The organism is Stratiformator vulcanicus (genome assembly GCF_007744515.1).
Taxonomy (GTDB): Bacteria; Planctomycetota; Planctomycetia; order Planctomycetales; family Planctomycetaceae; genus Stratiformator; species Stratiformator vulcanicus.
The window spans coordinates 1,053,603-1,072,965 of sequence record NZ_CP036268.1 but is presented as its reverse complement, the minus strand read 5'-3'; the positions used below and the strand labels follow the sequence as shown (position 1 = coordinate 1,072,965).

The following is a 19,363-nucleotide window of genomic DNA, read 5'->3' as shown; positions in this document are numbered from 1 at the left end:
CTGCGCGACGGGTGAGCGTTTAGAGGTGAGGGGTGAGTGCCACATGACGCGTGGCCATGGGGGAGGAGCCGCCAAACACATTAAGCGGGTAGCCCGGCCGATCCTCGGCCGGGTGCCGACAGGCACAAGATGTTGTTCGCGACGCAACACGTGTGGACATTGTGCAGTAAGCGAGCCAACCACGCACTGCGGGGGCGACACGCACCCGTCGGGCCGGCCGGGCTCTGGCGATGGCGAGACTCAATCCCCGCCGATCACGATGGTCTTATCCTCGACCGGCGTGGCGTTCCAGATGCGGAGGGTCTTGTCTTTGGCAACCGAAGCGAGCCGATTCCCGTCGGGACTGAAGGCGAGGGCCTCCACGTCGAGCATATGCCCGCGGAGGGTTACGATCGTCTGCAAGGTCGACGGATCGAGCAGGCGGACCGTATTGCCAACACCGACGGCCAATCGCGTTCCGTCCGGGCTGAGGGCAAGACCGCCGATCGTGCCGCCGTCGGCTAACTCCCGTGTGGACGATTTCCCGTTGCGAACGCTTAACGCGGTCAACGTTCCGCCAAAACCGCCGAAAAGGACTGACTCGGAATCACTTCCGAAGATGATCTCTAGCGAGCTGTCGACCGCCCTGTTCTCCATCTGCAAATCCAGACCTGTCGAAGTATGGAGAGAGACGCCGCCGCCGAGGAAGCCGGCGGCGAGACGCATCCCGTCCGGACTCATTGCGAGGCCTCGGCATCCTCCTCTAACTACACACGTATCAAGTACCGCGCCGGTCGTGGCGTTAACCCTCACGAGAAAATGGCCTCTATGTCCGCCGTTATGGGTTGCCGAAATGATCACCGATCCGTCGACAGGCTTTGCGATGTAATGGAACGCTGCGGCCGTACGATAAATCAGTTCGGCCGAAGGGGTCGTGTCCTTCCAATTCCACTTCTCGAGCCGCCCGTCCCAACCCCCGGAAATGAGCCGCTCACCATCTTCGACGAAATAGACGGAATTCATTCGGTTCTTCGTGGACGACCATGACTGCAGAACGCGACCAGTCTCGGCGGACGCGACCGCGAGCATGGCGTTCCCGCCTACCGCGACTGTTTTGCCGTCGGGGGCAAAGTCGACGCAAACGGGGATGCTCGGAAGGATCGTGACCGACCGGATTCGATTTTCAGGATCACAATCCCAGACGCGAATAGACCGGTCCGCTGCCGTGACGAGATGGCGTCCGTCCGGTGAGAACTTAGCCGACTTCACCGGGGCACGATGGCCCGGGAAAGCGTCCTCGCGCTCGCCAGTCCCGGTGCTATAGATAACCGCCGACCGCTCGGCTATCGAAGGGGCCGCAACTTTTGCCCCGTCAGAGCGCAACGCGATTTTGCGGCATGCTTGGTCGACGCGGGTGACGAGTTCCAAATCGGCACCTCGTCGCACCTCGAACCCGAGGCATGTTCGCGCCGGCGCCTCGACGATCGAACCTGCGAACCCGATTAGGGCAACATCATTCGCTCTAGCGAACGAGTTCGTCCAGCGAGGGAAATTAAACTCACACGGCCCGATCGTGTCCGCGAGAATATCCCAGACTTCGATCGATTTTTGTTCTGCAGTAAATGGCGAAATCAGGAGGCGGTGATCATCCAGAAAAGTTATTGACGGGCCGTAGTCCAATTCTTTCTCTGCCACTTGCTCGCCGGTTTCCGTATTCCAAACTTTGATACGCCAGATTCGTTTTCCGACGACGACGACGAAGTTCGCGGCGAGCAGCGAACCGTCCGGATTGACGGTGATTGCCCGAGTCTGCCGCAAATTGCGGTCATCAGGCATAGCGATTTCGCGAATGGTCTCGCCCGTTCGAGCGTCGATGATCAGAATACTGCGGCACATCCCGTGTGAGGCGAGTCGAATCGTGAGGCGATCTCGCGTATCGAGGCACCACGGAAATCCACTATTCTGGTTTTCGAGAGTCGCGTCTCGTCGCCAGTGGACGGCGCCCGTCTCAGCGTCAATGCACTGCAGCCAGGGGTCGCCGACGGCAACTTCCACTGCCCCACAGACCAGTCGCCTTCCGTCTGACAGGAAGTCGGCCTCCATAACGAGGTTATCGGCCTGCCACTGGAACTCCTTCTCGTGCTGGTTCACGAGTCGGTTGAAGTAACGCCATTCCCAGCCCCGCGATTCCTCCGGAATGGATTCAAGTATCGCCGGAATCTCATAGGCTTCGCGTAACTCCCAGTGCGCACTCGCGAGCGCGATCTTTCGGAGGTAATCGGCTTGTTTCGCTTCGAGCACGGCCTGCTCTGCCGTCGCGCGGGCCAAGGCTTCTTCGCTCCGCGCGTCTTCCGCTTCCCGCCGGGCGGTGCGTTCCTCGTTGCGGGCCGCCTCGGTTTCGGCGAGCGAGTCCTGCAGCCGTGTATTGTCCTGCACGGCGACCATCGCCGCCCCCAGGCCGAACATCGCCAGGAACGTTAGCGCGATTGCCGTCGTTAATGCCGGGTGACGGCGGACCCATTTAAAAGCCCGCTCGCTCGCCGTCGCCCGGCGGGCCGCGATCGGTTCGTCCGCGAGCCACTTGCGGAGATCGGTCGCGAGGTCCCCTGCCGTCGCGTACCGCTGCGATGGCTCCTTCTGCAGGCACTTCAGGCAGATCGTTTCCAGGTCGCGATTCACCTTCGGATTGAGCGATCGCGGCGCGACCGGGTCGTCCTGCATGACCTGCATTAAGGTGTCCATCACGCTGGCCGCCTGGAACGGCGGGCGACCCGTCAGCATGTCATAAAGCAGCGCACCGAGGGCGTAGATGTCTGCCGCGGGAGTCAGTTCCTGTTTGGCTCCGGCCTGTTCGGGGGCCATGTAACTGGGGGTCCCCAGCACGTTACCGGTCGCGGTCAGTTGCTCGCTTTCGCCTTTAATTCGTTTCGAGAGGCCGAAGTCGGCGACGAGCGGTTTGCCTTCGGTATTGATTAAGATGTTGCCCGGTTTGAGGTCGCGGTGGATCACCCCGTTGCCGTGGGCGTAACCTATGGCATCGGCAATATCAGCCAGCATCGCCGCGGCCTCGTTTGCCGGAAGAGGCCCCTCGTCGAGCCGGTCCTTCAACGTCGGTCCTTCGACGAACGTCATGCTGAAGAACGCGAGTCGGTCCGCCTCCCCCACCTCGTAGACCGGCACGATGCCCGGGTGTTCCAGACCTGCCATCGCCTCGGCTTCGGACCGGAACCGCTGCAGTTCGGTCAACTGCGCGTGCTCGCCGACGAGCAGCGTCTTCAAGGCGACGGTCCGCGAGAGGCTCGGCTGCCAGGCCTTGAAGACCATCCCCATGCCGCCCTGGCCGATCTTCTCCAGCAGGACGTACTCGCCGATCTGGCCGATCCCCTCGCCCAGACGATCCGAGACCGCCCGCGGACGCGATGCGCTCTGCAGCAGGGTCTCAAGATTGTCCGAGTTGACCGACATCTCCGGCTCCTCGAAATCACCGGCAACCTCGGGGGGCGTTCGATCTGCTTCACCGCCCGTCATGTCTGCACTTTCCCGCAAATTTAGGGTTCGGCCCGACAGAAGTTGAGATGATCCTCCAACTGAACCTCGAGGCCCATCTTACAGCAACAGGCAAATTGATTTCCATCAGCCAAACGTGAAACATCCGACCCACCCGTGCGGGTAGCCCGGACGTCACAAGTCCGGGTCGCGAAGCGACAAGTGGTTGTGGGGTGGAACTCTCAATGCACGACGCCGGTTCGAGACCAAAATCGAGCCGGTGCTGGCGGTGATTCGATATGCCCCTCGGTCAACGGAACCGCACACCAAACCTCTTGCGGCTGCGCCGCCCGGAGATGATGACCTCCGGGCCATCCTGCGTCATACGCCGGAGGCACATGCTATCGCAAGTCTTCAATTGAAAACTTGCACACCACCTGCGAGGGTGAACGTTGTAGCGACTCTAGGCTTGAAGGAGACCAAAGGTGGTTCGATTCACTTTGATGGCGGTGCTGTGTGGAGTGTTCCTCTTGGGGAAAGGCACCTTCGTTCTGGGTCAGGATGAGATAGAGCCCGTTGCGATTGATCCCATTGGAGCCTCGACCGCTGGTACTTCTGAAGGGCGGCGACGGGCCATCGAAAGGAAGCTTAAACTCGAACGAAGGCTCGATGAAGCGATGCCGGGAGTGGAGTTCAATTTTATTCCACTCTCCGCGGTGCTTGTCGAGTTCAGCAAACAAACCGGTATTGAGTTTCTCATTGAGGAGGAGGCCCTAATCGACGAGGGCATCAGCCTCGAAACGGAAATTAAGTTCAGCACCGCGCAGGCTAAAATTACGGTGCGGGACGCTTTGAGAGCAATCTTAACGCCACTTAATTTAGTGGCGATTAATGACAGTGGAGTTGTTCGCCTCACGACCGGATACGTGGAAGAGAAAACGCTTGAAGTTCGTGTTTACAATGTTCGCAACTTCTTGAAAGGTGCAGCGGTCAGCCGCGGTACGCAGTGGGCAGGTCGCCCTTGGGGCTTTAATTCTGCAGGCGCGATGGGTTGCTTCCCCGGTTCCGGTCCGCGACCTTGCTTGGACGCCGATCCGATGTCGGAACTGATGAATGCCGTAATCACCACGACGACCGGCCCCTGGTTGGCCGTCGACGGAATCGGCGGGACACTCGATCAACGTCAAGGACTGCTCGTCGTGTATCAGTCGCAGCGCGTTCATCGCGAGATCGCCGACCTCTTCCGTCAACTGCGTGCCGCCGATGAGTCCCGAGATTGGAGCGAAGGATTTCCGAAGAACCCAACCGCCGAAGACAAGGCCGAACAGGCCGCTTATAACGAGCAGCTTCGCCGACGGATCGAGGAAAATTATAAATCGCAGGAGAGCGCTGCCAAAGATAGCGATTAATCGCTCGCCTCATCTCGATTGCCCTGGCCAAGATATACTCACTGAGAGAGTTTCATGAATTATTGCACAACGATCACGGCAATGCTGATCTTCGCCGCTTCGATGGCTTCGGCCTCGGGCGATGGCCCCGCGAAGTCCGCGTTAGAATTTAAGCCCATCAGTGCGGCGACCGCCGGCACGCCCGAGGGCCGCAGCCGCACAGTCGAACGGAAGCGAGAACTGGAGGCTAAACTTGAGAAATCGATCACGGGACTCTCATTCAAGGAAACACCTCTGAGCGAGGTCATTGATGAACTCGGGCATCGAACCGGGATCACATTTCGGTTTGACGAGCGGGCGTTAATTGATCACGGCATCGACTCGGGCCAAGAGATTTCCCTGTCGATTAAGAAGTCACCCGTCTCCGTGCGTGATGTCGTCAGGATTATGATCCGACCCATGGACCTGGCATTGTTAAACGACAGCGGAGTCGGCGTGATCACAACGCAAACCGAGGCCGATGATATCCTGGAGAACCGCGTCTATAACGTCCGCGACTTAATCGAAGACGCTGTGATGCGCCGCGGGCTCGACAATTCGCCCTCACCGTATGGTGGAATTTCAAAGAGCGAAGAACCCCAGTGCGTGGAATTCCCTCCAACGGAAGACCTCATCCGAGTTATTTATGCAGCGAGCGGTCATCCATGGATCGAGATCGACGGGGTGGGCGGCACCATTAAGCACTTCGACGGCTTGCTGATCATCTCTCAGACCGAAGCCTGCCATCGCGAAATCGCGGACCTGCTGGAGCAGCTTCGCGGCGCCGGAAAGCTTCTGAAATGGAGCGACGGCATCCCCAAGCAAGCTACTGCTGAAGAACGAGCCGCGCACGAAAAATACAACGCCGAGATCGAAGAACGGGCAAAACAGAAATCTTCTGACGCCAATAGCAACGACCCTTAATTGATTTCCTACAGGGCAGCCTGGACGGCACTCGCCCGGCACCCGCCGATCATTCTCATTCATTTTTAAAAACATCTTTGTCGGACCAGATGTGCCCCTCCCAAGCGACGCCCGCAGGCTCACAATATTGACACCGGTCTCACTGTTCACGATCACGCTAAAATCTACCCTCCGACAATGTCCGCCACCCGCGACCGCCTGATTGCTCAGGCGAAAGAGTACGTCGAACTGCCCGATGTGCGGATCACCTCCCGCGACTTTCTGCGGCGAATGAAGGTCAGCCCCAACACGCTTTACCGCCACTTCCCGTCCGGCGGCTGGAGCGAACTGCTCGACGCCGCCGGGGTCAGTAATCGCCGACGCAAAAGCGGCACCGCCGCGCCCTCGTGGGACCGCAAGCGTCTGGTGAAGCGGCTGCGCGAGTTCGTGAAGACCCATCCCGATACGCTCCTCACGCAGGAGCGGTTCTGCAGTCACGCCGGCATCGCCCGAGCCACGATCCGACGGCACTTCCCGGAGAAAGGCTGGTCCGACCTGAAGCGTGAAGCGGGCGAGGACCCCGGCTGGCAAACGGAGGGTCGCAGCCGCTACACCCTTCGGCAAATTCTCGACGGCTACGGCGACGTCCGTCGCTATCTCGGCAACGTGCGTGTGACGACGACGCAACTCGACCGCCACGCCGGGTTCTCGCTCGCCACGATCTACAAGCACTTCGGCTCAATCGAGAAGCTGCACATCAACTGGGAAGCCTACGACCGCACCGGCAAAGTCCCCGACCCGCTGCTCGAACCGCCCCCCGAAAAGATCAAACCGAACCACAACCTCTACGACTTCCCCCCGCTGCCACCACTGCTCCCCCAGGAACCCCTCCCCTGGCTCGCCGACCCCGTCCCCGAACGCCTGATGGACCCGACCAACCCACCGCCACCAATACCCACACCGTCGCCACCGCAAACCCTCGAAGAAAAATACGCCCACATCAGTGATGAGGCGATTCGAAAGGAGTTGTTAAGAAGACGTCAGGCCGCGGGAGGTTGACGACAGGGTGCCACTGCCCGGCTTGTCCGGCAGCTCGGATCGAGACCATCGGCTGCCACCACGTTGCATCGATTCAACCTCTGGGCGGGACGAAAGCCGTGCAACGGGAATTCCATCCGTCCGAGTCAGCCGCACTGCGGGACTAGCCCGCAGGGGCACCCGGCGGTAGCCGCCAGTGTTGCGATACTTGGGTCAACACTGATACGATATCTGAACACAAGGTGCCCTACGAAGGGTTCGGCCGATATGGACGCGACACATAAAGTAATAGATATCCAATTCGACCCAGAGGATGTCGTGTTGCTGATACTCGAGGCAAATGAAAGGCTACTTCGGCGGAGGAGTCTCGCTGGCGTCACACGACTACAGAAGCTTGTTTTCATTCTTGAAGAAGAAACGCCCTTTGAGGGCATTGGGAGAATGTTCGACTTCGTCCCTTGGAACTTCGGCCCATTCTCGAAGGGAGTTCACGAAGCCGTTGACTTTCTTGACGGATGTGGGCTGGTTGAAATTGAGGAGCGGGAAGTCGAGTCTGTCTACGCGACACGGGAAGAGGCTCTTCTTCTTGAAGACATTGCCACCGACTCAGACCGAGACACCAATGAGAACCAAGCGATTCCAGTCCGGGAGAAAGTATTCACGTTGACTGATGACGGCAAGGTGGTTGCATCGAAGTTGCGAGAGTTGCTGTTTCAAAAAAAACCTGCCGATTGCGAAGCAATCGACTCAGTCGTCAGTCGGTTTGGTGCGAAACCGCTCGGCCAAATCATTCGTTACGTCTATCACCGGTATCCGCTTATGACGACAAACAGCATTCATCCTGAAGCAAAACGCGTTTCATCGTCGTCTTCAGACTTAGACTGACGGGGCCGTACTTTGTGGTATTTTGCAGAAGCATCGATTGTTGCTGCCGAATTCGACTGGCGCATCTTTTTCGGTGGGTTCACTGCAATCGGAATTTGGGCCACCGCATGGATGCAACTCGTGCTATTGCCTTTTTTCAGTCGTAGAGAAGAACTGCACAACCAATTCTTCTCGTCAGAATTTCCGAATGCCGTGGCTGCTATAGAGAGTAACAGGCTAATACCCCCGCTGGCACGAATCCTCGCGCAAGCTTATCAAGCACACCGGGGCCGATCAAAAATAGACTTCGATACGGCGCTCCAGCTACTCCAAGACGTTGATTTCTTAGAAGATTTCGAGCAGGCGCAAGCGGCAATGTCGTCCATCAATAATTTGGAACGTTTTCGAATCAAGTTGCGGTTAGCATGTTCGGTTTTATGGTACAGCGCGGCCAGTCACGTTCTCGCATCGCTTCTTTTGATGCTGCCGTTCTTTGCGATGATTTCGGCAATGGACCGTCTTAAGTGGAGTCTCTCAGTGCTCGCCATTGTTATCTTCTCGCTTCTCTGGCTCGGCACATTGATCTTGACTGTCGGTTGGCTCATCAGGTACCGGCAGTTAATTGGGACTCTGACCGCCCTGCTCGAGACCGATCACACGAGGTAGCCCCCTGATGACCGAAAACGAGATGGCGCCAGCAGTGAAGGAATTGTTCGCGAACGATTTTCGAACTATCGAGCAAGTTCGTTTCGGACGAAAGTCTATAGACCTCGCATTCGTCCCTGAATCTCCTGACCTGGATACAATAACGGTCGAGATGAAACTTCGCGATTGGCGTCGGGCATTATGGCAAGCTCAACAGAATCGGACGATCGGAGGACTGTCCTACGTTGCAATTTGGCATGACTACTCACGTCCCTGCATCAACCAACGCGAACTATTCAGCAGTTACGGGGTGGGGCTGATTGTGGTTTTTGAGACACACGCTGTAATCGAATTCGAGGCTATTTCGCTCGCAAAAATTCCATCTTCTCTTAAGCACGCTTGGTACGAACGACTTTCAAGTCTGTCGGCAATCTAATGGCTCAACATTTTGAACACTTGCTCATTTACCAGCACAACGTGCAGAGAGTCTTCCGTGAGCATACCGAGAAATATTCGGGCATTGTTATCCCCTTCTCGATTGCGTCAGCGTTCCCGACAGGAACGTATGGATTTATTCGAGCGCTCCTTAGCCACTCGCAGGATAAGACATATCTATTCGACCCACGAACTCCACTCTTTCAGAAGGCGTGGGATCGAAGCAATGTTCGCCCACCACACATAAAAGTTGCGGAGATATTCGGGCCGCCGTTCAGCACAGTAGGTCTTTCTCGCGCATTAAGTCCGCGTGATTTTACCACGGATTTGTTAGGTTCAGTCGTCCAGAATTGCTTGTCGTTCCAGCAGAACTTTCGCGCGCGAGATGAAGATGTGCGAAAGCTTCAGAAGTACAAAAAGTTGCTGGGCGTGTCTGAATTAGATGAAATGCGACAGCCTCAAGTGGTAGTACCGCCCTACTTTGAATGCGAGGTCTTTGGTGACGAATGGTGGGAGTTAAACAGCAGCGCAATAGATTTTACGTTGGCGAGCCATCCACCCTCCGCAGTTAGACCCGTTTTGCATTTGAAACGACTTCCGCACGAGGCGTCGCGAGATTGGGTGAAAGTCGCTCGGTCATATGTTGAGTCGGGTATCACGTCCGTTTCGATTTATCCGAACAATTTCAAAGAACTCGAAGCGTCGACGGAAGAACTACTTGATTACAGAACGTCCGTTTCGTGCTTGTCGTCGGAGGGGATTCTTCCCTTTGCGTGGCATGGTGGTTTTTTTGCAGTTGCTTTGTATCGGGATGGTCTGTCCGGATTCGCCAATGGAGCAGGATACGGAGAGTGGCGTGACAGCGGATACCATCGGGGAGGTAGTGCCGCCGTAAGGCTATACTCATTGAAACTTCATCGGTTCTTGGAGGCGTCCGAGTATCAGTTGTTCGCCACCACGGACCCTGCGAACTTCGGCTCTGATACTGAGATAATGCGACATGAACTTTCGTCCGGCCGGCCTCTCGACGAAATTGATCCGCAAGTGGCTTTAGACCACTTTGTAGAGTGTCGGGAACGCGAGATTGCTTTCGTTAGTACTCATCATCGATCCGACATATCGGCATCGCTGTTGGATGCAGCTGACAGGGTAAAAATGTTTGGCGAACTGCAGGAAGAGAAGTATTCCGAACCTCTTAGAAGATGGAGTAGTGCCCTAGGGCAAGATTTCGAATGAACTCTCGATAGTGACGGACGGCACCCGAGAAACGACCGCTCGACCATGCGAGTCGCACACTTCGAAATTTCCTTTCAGTAGAGTCGCGCTGCTTACGGCATGCGTTGGGCTTGAGACTTCGCCGACAATTTCGCACGCAAACGATTTCTCTGTTTCAAAGTTGCGCTCGCGGTGGTGAAACGCCTTCGGAAAGTGGGGGAGGCGCGGTATCGGGGGGAGGCGAGAGAGGTGGGAGGCGGTTTAGGAGTGCTGCCGCGGGTGCTCTCTTCTTCAATTTCGAAAGCCTGAGAGCAGATTTGGCTATGAACGTCGACTGTTTGATATCGAATGTTTTTATATTCCGCATTGGCCCAATTATCGACTCATGGGGTGGCTCAGTTTCTATCGAATCGGGCGGCGGTGGGTACGAGGTTGGGGCTGGGGATGTAAGGCCGGGTTCCCTCTGAGACCTCTTGTCGCTTCGCGACCCGGACGTGTAGCGTCCGGGCCACCCCGTGGGCATGGCGTGGCGCCTTCAGGTCGTTCGGAGCCGTGAGAACTTGGACGCTTGGCACTCATGCCCACGTGCCGTGGGCATGCCACGCTTTCGCCACGCTTTCGCCACGCTTTCGCCATGATCGAGGCGGGTGAAGCTGGGGATGGGGGATCGTATTGTCTTCCGATCCCCCGGATCGCAACGCGTGTCGTCAATTAATAGGTCGCCAGTTTTAGGTCGAAGGTTGTCTCGAATTTACTGACGGCTTGCGTGAGGTGTTCTCGGGTGGGGCAGTCGATGACGACGGCGAAGGTGCGGCCTGATTCGTGGCCTTCGGTCGGGTGGGCGGCGAGGGCGATTTCCTTAAAGCGATTTTCTTCAAGCCAGGCGCGGAACCAGGTGTATTTCCGGACGCGGTCGGCGGCGGGGTCGGAACTGAAGATGATCAGGCGGGTGCCGTCGCCGGTGCGGTGGAACCCGGCTTCGGCTTTCATCCGCTTGTTGTAGCCCTTCATTGCCCAGAACTCGGCCATCTTCTCGCCGGCTGAAAGAACGCGTCCGACCATGGGAACCTCCAACAATTTGGGGCGCGGCGACCTCAAATGCGGCAGCGATGGCCATCGCATGTGAAGTCACAGCGCCAGACAGTGAGCCGAGCCGCGTGAGATACGGCCGACCACGGAAATCGTCACCGCTGAGGTGACGGCGAAATGCTGGTGGAGGCGCGACGGAAGCGCACACGCGACTTAGGAGGGCGCGAGGCGATCGTCAGAGGTTAAGAGAGTCGAAATGACAGTGAAATGAACGGGGCGACTACAATAACGCCGTCGTCGACCGGGCAGGCTTCGCACTGGGGCGAAATAAGAGTCAGTGAATTGACTGAAATGAAAGGCCCGCGTCGAATTCAGCGACGACCGTCGACCGATGAAGAATGAGAAAGCCGACGGGAATCGAGTTCTTTGATACCGCTCGCATCGGGGAACGTCAATATCTGATGCCCCGTTTTTTCGAGATCAAACTCGAAGCAAGGCGGGCGTTGACCGCTTACTCCTTGGAAGAGGCGGGCGGCTCCAGGCCTTCGATCGAGACGAGGCGTGGACGACGAGTGGCCAGGTCGATCGCGAGGATGCGGTGGTTGTTGGTATCGGCGACGAAGAGGGTCTCGCCGGCGATGGAGAGTCCGGCGGGTTCGTCGAATTGCGGCGGATCGAGGTCGTCCCCCTGATCGCCGGTGCCGAGCCACGAGGTGGTGTCACCCTTGCCGGTTTTCAGCAGTTCGACTTTTCGCAGCTTATGGTTGTAGCTGTCGGCGACGTAGAGGAAGCCGTCTTTATAGGCGATGCCGAGGGGGTGCTGAAACCGGGCATCGCTGCCGAGGCCGTCTCGATCGCCGAATTCAAACAGCGTTGCCCCGCGGGGCAGGTCGTGGGGGCCGGCGGGTGTCGTGACTTTCTTCGACGTGTCGAACGGGACGCGGCGGATCGCGGATCCCTCGCTATCGCAGACGTACATCGCCTCGCCATCGGAGGCGATGCCGGAGGGTTGGGCGAGCGCGGAATCAGGATGGGTGCCGTCGATCACGTCCTCTCGACCCGATCCGGCGAAGACGCCGATGTAGTCGGTCCCGAGTTCGTGGGACCACATTTGATGCGGCCCCGCCATGGCGATGTGGAGGGTTCCGTCGTGCTGGAGGAGGTCCCAAGGGCTGTTGAGGGCCGTGTATTTGAGCGGACCACCCTTGGCGCGGAAGGCGGCCTGTTTGCCGGTGCCGGCGAGCGTTGCGACGGTTTGGTCTTCCAGATTGATGCTGCGGATCAGGTGGTTTTCGGTGTCGGCGACATAGAGCGTCTCGCCGACGAGGGCCATGCCCTGCGGGCGGAAGAAGGACGACTTTTCATACGAACCGTCGTCCGCCCCGCGTTCGCCCGTGCCGATGACGTGGAGCAGTTTGCCGGCCAGCGTCGTGACGACGATGCGATTGTGGTTGCTGTCGGCGATGAAGAGTCGGTCGGTCGATTGGTCGGCGAGGACTTTGCCGGGGAAGCGAAGCGGGGTGGGTTCGACGTCTTCGCGTTCGAGTCCGAAGTCGGGCTTGCTGCGTTTGAGGGTGCCGTTGGCGTCGTGGTAGGCGACCAGTTTGCCGATGATGTTATCGAGTAGTTTTCGGTTGCCTTCGCCGGAGAGGTAGCCGCAGTAGTTGCCTTCGGGGTCGAGCAGCACGAGTGTGGGCCACGACCGAGCACCGAACTTGCGCCAGACTTTCATGTCGGCGTCGTTAATGACGGGGTGTTCGATTTCATAGCGGAGGATGGCATCGCGAATGGCGTCGGTTTCTTTTTCGTTCTCGAACTTGGCGGAGTGAACGCCGACGACGACCAATTCCTGGGCGTATTTTTTCTCAAGGTATTCCAGGTCGGGCAGTACATGAATGCAATTTATGCAGCAATACGTCCAGAAATCGAGCAAAACAACCTTCCCCTTCAACTTCTCCAGCGAGAGCGGCTCGTTGGTGTTGAGCCAGGCTTTGCCGCCTTCGAGGCTTGGGGCCGGTTCGGCATTCGGGAACGGGTTTTGGAGTGTCTCTCCCGCCGCATTTTCGACTGATGAGTCGTCCGTCGCCTGCTGGGCGAAACCGACATTCGATCGGAGATAGCCGAATGCCAGCAGCCCGGCGACGGCGAGGGCCGCTGCAAGGGCGATCGGGACGACATGATTGCGAAAGCCGCCGGTCATGCTGCTGATTTGTCGTTTCACGGCGTCGATCTCCGAGAGCCAGCCTGAATCCAGAACGCATCGCTGGGGACGATCGGGGGACCGACCTTCCCTGCCCCGTCATCGTAGTCCAGTTCCTAAACCGATCAACCGGGACACAAATCATAGGCACTACCCCATCAACCTACCGAAGTCGGTTGCGCGATTTGGCGTCTGCGGACGAGTTGGCGCGGGAGCGGCTCGGTTTCGCGACGAGTCGCCGCAAGGCCGCAAAATTGGCAACCGGCGTAACCCGTCAGGCTTTTCTCACCCGAATTATTACCGGAATGCGGCACCGGCTCGGTAGGGTCAGGTTGACCCTGCGGTCCCTCGCGCGCAAAGATAACAAGGTTCGCCGTTGTTCATTCACTTCGGGCGCGACGGATTGCCGATCAGGGAGGCAGCGGGTCTGACGAATATCGTCTGGACCGTCATGTGCCTTCCGCCCACCACGATCTCACCTACCGAGTGCCGAGGTCCAGCGATGATCATTCGAGCGCGTTTCTATTTCTGTCTATTTGCCGGACTCTCCGCCGGTCTGTGCTTACCGGCTTCAGCCTCGGCCCAGGTATCGGGCGCCGGGTGGGCAGAAGAGATGTTCAGCGAACTGAAGCACGACTTCGGCGTCGTCGCACGTGGTGCGGAGACGAAGACTCGAATCGCGATCAAGAACATTTACGAGGAAGACGTTCACATTTTGAACGTCGACACTTCGTGTGGCTGCACGGCCGCTAAGCCCGATCGTACGTTTCTCAAAACTTACGAGACGGCCTATGTGACAATCGAAATGGACACCCGCAAGTTCACCCGCCACAAAGATTCGAGCGTCATCGTCACGTTCGACCGACCGCAATACGCCAAGGTCACGATCCCCGTGAAGATGTATGTGCGGACCGACGTCGTCCTCTCGCCGGGGTCGGTCAATTTCGGCGCCGTCGACGTCGGTTCTGGGGCGGAGCGCGGCGTGGAAGTTGCCTATGCCGGTCGCAACGACTGGAAGATCGAGCGGGTCGAAGAAGACTCCGACATTCTTGATGCCGAAGTCGTCGAGCGGAATCGCGGAACCGGCAAGGCGACTTACGACCTGCGAGTGACGCTCAGTTCGGATGCCCCCGTCGGTCCGATTCGCGAGCGAATGACGTTGATTACCAATGACTCGGCCAACCCGAACGTGCCCGTGCTGATCGAGGGACGTGTCGAAGCCGATATCACGGTCACGCCGTCGACGGTGCCGTTGGGCAAACTGACGCCCGGTCAAACTCGGATGGTCAACGTCGTCTTGCGTGGCAAGAAGCCGTTCGAAATCGAGAAGATCGAATGTGAGTCGGAGACCGAAGCCTTCAAGGTTCGGCTTCCTAAGACGACCCGCTCGGTTCACGTGCTGCCGCTGGCGGTGACCGCACCGAACGTCCCCGGCGAGTACGTCGAAAAATTCACGGTTACGATCCCGGGTCGCGACGAACCGATCACCTTCGAAGCCGTCGGCGAGATTGCCGGGTCTTGAAATGAATCGAGATTAGCAATGCTTTAAAGCCCACGAGTGGCGACTCGTGGGCTTTTTGCAAATTCACACCGCAACGACTTCGGCTTCGTCCTTGCGTGCTTCGGCCATCGAGGTATCGACCCGCATGGTAATCGTGACTTCCCACGTGCCGTCGTCGGGAACGAGGAATTCCCAGCGCGGCATGACCATCACCGACTGATGCACCGCTTCGAACCCGGCTTCCGACTGGCTGATCGTCTCGATCGGGAAGGCCCACACAGACGCCGGCTCGGAGACTTCAAGTCCCGCAGAGATGCCGAGCCATTCATCGGTCAGTGTGATCTCACCAGTCTCTTCGATGCCTTGAACGGTGCCCAACTGGCCGATCCGCTCGCCGCCGGACAGCGAGAAGAAGCGATCGTCGGCTCCGGCGGGCATCCCGGCAAAATTGAACTCGACCCCGAAGTGGATCGGCAGCCCGGCGGGGAGTTCGCTGAATCGATAGGTGACACTCATCGTATCGGGCGCGGCCTGATCGAACGCGACCGTCTTCTCGGCTTCAACCGAGTAACGATTGACGTGTCCTTGCCGAGCCATCGCCACTTCGACGCGGTCGGGACGTTCGCGGAGCGCCGTCTCGTACACGCCGGTCTCGAAGTCGCCGATCACTCCTTCGCCGCGGCGGAAGTCCTCGAGCGACAACCCCGGCTGGAGGAAGTGGTCGACAAGGCTCTTGCGCGGCCAGCGATCATAAATCAGTTTTTGATCAAGGTCGGGCTGCTTGAAGTGGACGAGGTCGTGAATGCTGACCCCCTCGTCCTCATCATGACCCCCGTGGTGATGCTGTTCGGCGGAACCGTGCTCAGCTTCGTGTTTCAGCCTGGCGGCGTGCTGGCGAATCGTCTCGTGATAGCGCTCCGGACGGCGGTCGAGCGTGGCGAGCAAGTTGTGATTAATCGCTCGAATGTCGTACTCGTACAAATGCCCGCCGCGACTCGGCTTGAGCAGCGCGACGAATGACTCACCGGTCACCCGTACTTCCTTGCGAGCGTCCAAATCGAAGTCGGCGACATCGGCTGTGAGTGACTCGGCTTGGCGACCGTCGGCGACGTCGAGAGCGGTGTCGGCGGAGATCAGATGTTGAAACACCGCGTTCCGCAGGTGCGGCAGGTACAGCCCTCCGAACGCCCCGTGCCAGTACGAGCAATTACACTGCGCCTTGTAGAGATCGGTTCGGGCCTGATGCACAAGATCGGCGCGGTCGGTCAGGTGCTCACCGCTGGTGAACTTCTCCAACCGCTCGCTGACCTGCAGCATCCGGCAATACATCTCATTGACTTCCGGGTATTTCACGCGGAAGTTCCGCCAGAACCCGCCGCGGAGGAATTGCTTCAGCGACGGCCACTCTTCGATGTGTTCCAGATTGTGAGTCAGGTCATGGAACTCCTGCTGACGCGGTGTCGGCAGGGCCCATTCGGTCATCTCGCGATAGCTGCAGTCGGACACGTAGAACTTCCCGACCGGGGCGACATTTTCAATCGCCTCGCCGAGTGTCGTCACCTTCAGCCAGTCGTTGTTCGCCCGCAACGCGTCGAAGAATCGGCGAAGCCAACCCCTCTCGTACACGAGCGACTTCGTTCCGGGCCACGTGCCGAACTTCTCGCCGTCGTCTCCGAACGTCACGACGCAGCCGGGCCGCCGGTCGGCGAGTTGCCGCAGGTAGTCGATCGTCTTTTCCGGCTTCTGGAACGGAATCAGGTAGCGAAGGGTCTCGTCTCCGGGGAACAAGGAGAGGAGCTTGCCTTCGTCCTCGGTGAGGTAGTAGTCGAACAGCTCCTCATTTCGCAGCCCGGCATTCTTGAAATGATAATCGTCGAGGATCGTGTACTCGATGCCGCCGGCGATGATGTCCCGCGTGAAGCCCTGTTCCCAGACTCGCTCCGGCAGCCACATGCCCCGGATCGGCTGGCCGAACAGGTTCTCCAGATATTTCGAGTAGGCCTGGATCTGACCGACCCGGTCGCGCGACGGGATGTTGGCGAGGATCGGTTCGTAGAACGGTCCACCGAGAATCTCGATCTGGCCGCGCTCGACGAGCCCGCGGACCTTGTCGATGTATTCAGGTTTCCGCTCGACGAGCCACTCCAGCAGGCTGCCGGACGTATGCAGTACGATCGCGATATCGGGATATTCGGCAAGCGTGTCGATCATCGGCCGATAGCTGTCTTCGAAGGCTTCCTCGAACACTCCGTCGAAGTTGCCGATCGGCTGGTGATCGTGCAGGGCCAGCACGAGTCGGATACGGCAGGACATCGGTAACTCCGTAGGGCTGCAGCGCTAAGCTGCGCGGTGCGTCTTGAGCAAATCTGACCGGAAACGAGACGGGCTTAGATGAATATCGGCCACAGGTCGTACCGGCTGTAAGGCTTATCGAGGATATGTCACCGCGAGCGCGACGCGATGCCAAGCGATATTCGCCTGTTCCGCCACGAATTTCGACGATCCGGGGCATTCCGGAACGATTGGCGAAACTGTACACTCCGCACGTTCACCCATTCTGGGCTGGTTCGTCACATCTCTTTCTAAATTTTTCGACCGAAAACAAGGGCCGCTGATGTCAGACGTCGCTCCCCATGCCGAGGCTGACCAATTTACGCCCGGCGATGAGCCCGTGACCGCGGAGAAGCGGCTCAACGAATTGCGACTGTCCCTCAGTCCCGAAATCAACTACCGACTATCGACGATCTTCCCCAAAGTGGAGGGCTTCGGCTGGAGGGGCAACTTCAAAGCCAAGCATAAATTGCTGAAGAAAGTTGAGCCGACACTGCTCGACGCCCGCATCGAGGGCGAAGAAATTTGTTACGTCGCGAAGGGGGCTCAGTATTCCCTGTTGGAGCAATATTTTATGGGCATTTGGGCGGCCCACGTGAATCAGACCGTCTTCGTGCTCACAAATGCCCGCCTGCTGTTGATGCGGTGCGATGCGAAGGGTAAGCCGAAAAAGACGTTCTGGATGATCTATTACAGCCAGATCGAACAGCTCAAATCGAGTTGGAACGGTGTGGTCGTCCTGAAACTGAAGGACGGCAAAAAGCTGAAGTTTACCGGCTTTCCGAAAAAAGACCGGCAGGAGATGCCGCGCATCTTCGAGGAACTGCTGGAGACCTATCGGGAACGGAATTTCGATCCCGAAGTAACGCAGTCGCGCGAAAACCTGTGCTCGGCCTGCTTCACCGTCGTACCGCTCGGGGAATATGACTGCGAGCGTTGCGGGGCGACGTTTTGGCCGCCGAAGCAGTTAGCCCTGCGGAGTCTCGTGTTCCCCTCATGGGGCGACTGGCTGATGGGGCACCACCTGCTCGGTTTTTTCGAACTCATCGGCATGGCGATGACGTGGTTCATCGCCGTCGGTCTCATCACCGTCGCGATTAACGAAGCCGATGGCGGAGCAGCCTTGGTGGCGCTATTCATGATCATCACGCTGCACGGCGTCGACGCCGCGCTAACCTACTCGCTGGCCAACAAAGGGCTTCATCCCAAACGGTTGCCGAAACCCGAGACCGAGACGGAGTCGATCTTCTCGAGCTGATCAACGTATCGCGAAGGTTCGTCTTCACTTCGCCGCAAAGAGCGACCGGCATTGCTCGGCCCCCATGCGATGAGCTTTGACGGCGTCCATCGTTTCGGGCGATCCCTTTTCGACGGCCTGTTCCAAGATCACCAGCGGATCGATGTTGAGGTCGTCGAGTTTGGTTTTCAATCGGCGATAATCGATGTCGCCGTCCACTGAGAACGCTTCGGTCCAAATGCCTCGCTTTGACTGGCGCAAATGCAGCTCGGCGATGCGGCGACCGTAGAGCCGGACCGCGTCGAACAGGGCGACCTGCGAATCGCCACAGCCGCGGTAAATCCAATGGCTATCGAGGCAGAACGCGACGTATTCAGGATCCGTTGCCGAGAGCATATGATGAAACTCGCGGGCGCCCGCTTTCAACTCTTTGTCATGATTGTGATAGGCGAGCGTCATTTCTGATTTGCTCAATGCCTTTCCTAAGTCGTCGAGAGCATCGCGCTGCACCGTCAGTTGTCGATCGCACTTGAGTTGAGGGCCGTTCCAGTCGATCGGACTCGGATTGGTCACGACGATCGAAGCGCCGAGCGTGTCAGCAGCCGAAGCGATCTCCGCGACGGCGTCCACACTGCGAACCGCCGCCCGCGGTTCGTGCAGCACGCTGTTGACGTAAAAGGACTTTACTGAGAGCCCGTGCTTCTTCAGCAGTGGTTCGTAACGCGCGACATCGTCGGCGGACTCGAATACCGGCTCGAAGAGTTCAATGCCCGACGCAGCGACATCGGCGAGATCGCGATCGAGGTCCTCACCCCACTTGCGGCCCTGGCGACGAAAAAACGTCGACCACGGGTACTGCTGCGTGCCGACCACCGGCCCGCGCGGACCTTGGTCCGCAAAGCTCCAGTTCGAAATCGAGGCCAGCGCACCGGCGGCGGTTGTGGCGGTGGCGGCCTTCAAGAATTCTCGACGCTGCATTGATGACTGCTTCGTTCGGCTGGGAATAGGGCATCCCAGCTTCGCAGCAGCACCCCGTCTCCGACAAGCGCAATCCTACAAGCGAACATCACCCC

Annotated in this window: 14 protein-coding genes; 9 read left to right on the top strand and 5 right to left on the bottom strand. The window is 58.3% G+C overall.

Going from position 1 to position 19,363, the window contains the following annotated elements:
* Positions 1-240: 240 nt before the first annotated feature.
* Positions 241-3,507 carry a serine/threonine-protein kinase gene (locus Pan189_RS04020; RefSeq protein WP_145362677.1) on the bottom strand — a complete coding sequence of 1,089 codons (3,267 nt, stop codon included), beginning with the start codon at positions 3,505-3,507 and terminating at the stop codon, positions 241-243.
* A gap of 443 nt (positions 3,508-3,950) precedes the next feature.
* Between Pan189_RS04020 and Pan189_RS04015 the strand changes: the two genes are divergently transcribed.
* From Pan189_RS04015 to Pan189_RS03985, 7 genes are all read left to right on the top strand, one after another.
* Positions 3,951-4,874 carry a hypothetical protein gene (locus Pan189_RS04015; protein ID WP_145362676.1) on the top strand — a complete coding sequence of 308 codons (924 nt, stop codon included), beginning with the start codon at positions 3,951-3,953 and terminating at the stop codon, positions 4,872-4,874.
* Positions 4,875-4,928: 54 nt separating this feature from the next.
* On the top strand, positions 4,929-5,816 hold the full coding sequence (locus tag Pan189_RS04010; RefSeq protein WP_145362675.1) for a hypothetical protein: 888 nt from the start codon (positions 4,929-4,931) through the stop codon (positions 5,814-5,816).
* 177 nt (positions 5,817-5,993) lie between these two features.
* Entirely contained in the window at positions 5,994-6,854 is an 861-nt protein-coding gene (locus Pan189_RS04005) for a TetR/AcrR family transcriptional regulator (RefSeq protein WP_145362674.1), read from the top strand.
* Positions 6,855-7,274: 420 nt separating this feature from the next.
* Positions 7,275-7,718: a hypothetical protein gene (locus tag Pan189_RS04000; RefSeq protein ID WP_145362673.1), complete on the top strand. Its 444-nt coding sequence runs from the start codon at positions 7,275-7,277 to the stop codon at positions 7,716-7,718.
* Between the two features lie 12 nt (positions 7,719-7,730).
* On the top strand, positions 7,731-8,363 hold the full coding sequence (locus tag Pan189_RS03995) for a VIT1/CCC1 transporter family protein (RefSeq protein ID WP_145362672.1): 633 nt from the start codon (positions 7,731-7,733) through the stop codon (positions 8,361-8,363).
* A 7-nt stretch (positions 8,364-8,370) separates the two neighbouring features.
* Positions 8,371-8,778: a hypothetical protein gene (locus tag Pan189_RS03990; protein WP_145362671.1), complete on the top strand. Its 408-nt coding sequence runs from the start codon at positions 8,371-8,373 to the stop codon at positions 8,776-8,778.
* Positions 8,778-10,013, top strand: coding sequence for a hypothetical protein (locus Pan189_RS03985; RefSeq protein ID WP_145362670.1), 1,236 nt, complete (start codon positions 8,778-8,780; stop codon positions 10,011-10,013). Before Pan189_RS03990 ends, Pan189_RS03985 begins: the two co-directional genes overlap by 1 nt.
* A 690-nt stretch (positions 10,014-10,703) precedes the next feature.
* Here the strand turns inward: Pan189_RS03985 and Pan189_RS03980 are convergent.
* Both Pan189_RS03980 and Pan189_RS03975 read right to left on the bottom strand, forming a co-directional pair.
* Positions 10,704-11,054 (bottom strand): hypothetical protein, encoded by a 351-nt coding sequence (locus tag Pan189_RS03980; RefSeq protein ID WP_145362669.1) that lies wholly within the window; start codon positions 11,052-11,054, stop codon positions 10,704-10,706.
* Between the two features lie 478 nt (positions 11,055-11,532).
* A complete protein-coding gene (locus Pan189_RS03975) occupies positions 11,533-13,242 on the bottom strand; it encodes a thioredoxin-like domain-containing protein (RefSeq protein ID WP_310821053.1) in 1,710 nt (569 codons plus the stop codon).
* Between the two features lie 481 nt (positions 13,243-13,723).
* On the opposite strand from Pan189_RS03975, the gene Pan189_RS03970 reads away from it, so the two are divergent.
* Positions 13,724-14,743, top strand: coding sequence for a DUF1573 domain-containing protein (locus Pan189_RS03970; RefSeq protein ID WP_145362668.1), 1,020 nt, complete (start codon positions 13,724-13,726; stop codon positions 14,741-14,743).
* A gap of 63 nt (positions 14,744-14,806) precedes the next feature.
* On the opposite strand, the gene Pan189_RS03965 is transcribed toward Pan189_RS03970, so the two are convergent.
* Complete coding sequence (locus Pan189_RS03965; RefSeq protein ID WP_145362667.1) at positions 14,807-17,035, bottom strand: alpha-amylase/4-alpha-glucanotransferase domain-containing protein; 2,229 nt, start codon at positions 17,033-17,035, stop codon at positions 14,807-14,809.
* Positions 17,036-17,336: 301 nt separating this feature from the next.
* Between Pan189_RS03965 and Pan189_RS03960 the strand changes: the two genes are divergently transcribed.
* Positions 17,337-18,311, top strand: a complete 975-nt coding sequence (locus Pan189_RS03960) for a hypothetical protein (RefSeq protein WP_145362666.1) — start codon at positions 17,337-17,339, stop codon at positions 18,309-18,311.
* Between the two features lie 24 nt (positions 18,312-18,335).
* On the opposite strand, the gene Pan189_RS03955 is transcribed toward Pan189_RS03960, so the two are convergent.
* Positions 18,336-19,268, bottom strand: coding sequence for a sugar phosphate isomerase/epimerase family protein (locus Pan189_RS03955; RefSeq protein ID WP_145362665.1), 933 nt, complete (start codon positions 19,266-19,268; stop codon positions 18,336-18,338).
* Positions 19,269-19,363 lie beyond the last annotated feature (95 nt).

What these genes read in the sequence shown, in the direction of transcription:
- Pan189_RS04020 (WP_145362677.1), bottom strand. Translation starts at nt 3,507, where the DNA reads ATGACGGGCGGTGAAGCAGATCGAACGCCCCCCGAGGTTGCCGGTGAT.
- Pan189_RS04010 (WP_145362675.1), top strand. Translation starts at nt 4,929, where the DNA reads ATGAATTATTGCACAACGATCACGGCAATGCTGATCTTCGCCGCTTCG.
- Pan189_RS04005 (WP_145362674.1), top strand. Translation starts at nt 5,994, where the DNA reads ATGTCCGCCACCCGCGACCGCCTGATTGCTCAGGCGAAAGAGTACGTC.
- Pan189_RS04000 (WP_145362673.1), top strand. Translation starts at nt 7,275, where the DNA reads ATGTTCGACTTCGTCCCTTGGAACTTCGGCCCATTCTCGAAGGGAGTT.
- Pan189_RS03990 (WP_145362671.1), top strand. Translation starts at nt 8,371, where the DNA reads ATGACCGAAAACGAGATGGCGCCAGCAGTGAAGGAATTGTTCGCGAAC.
- Pan189_RS03985 (WP_145362670.1), top strand. Translation starts at nt 8,778, where the DNA reads ATGGCTCAACATTTTGAACACTTGCTCATTTACCAGCACAACGTGCAG.
- Pan189_RS03980 (WP_145362669.1), bottom strand. Translation starts at nt 11,054, where the DNA reads ATGGTCGGACGCGTTCTTTCAGCCGGCGAGAAGATGGCCGAGTTCTGG.
- Pan189_RS03970 (WP_145362668.1), top strand. Translation starts at nt 13,724, where the DNA reads ATGATCATTCGAGCGCGTTTCTATTTCTGTCTATTTGCCGGACTCTCC.
- Pan189_RS03965 (WP_145362667.1), bottom strand. Translation starts at nt 17,035, where the DNA reads ATGTCCTGCCGTATCCGACTCGTGCTGGCCCTGCACGATCACCAGCCG.
- Pan189_RS03960 (WP_145362666.1), top strand. Translation starts at nt 17,337, where the DNA reads ATGTCAGACGTCGCTCCCCATGCCGAGGCTGACCAATTTACGCCCGGC.
- Pan189_RS03955 (WP_145362665.1), bottom strand. Translation starts at nt 19,268, where the DNA reads ATGCAGCGTCGAGAATTCTTGAAGGCCGCCACCGCCACAACCGCCGCC.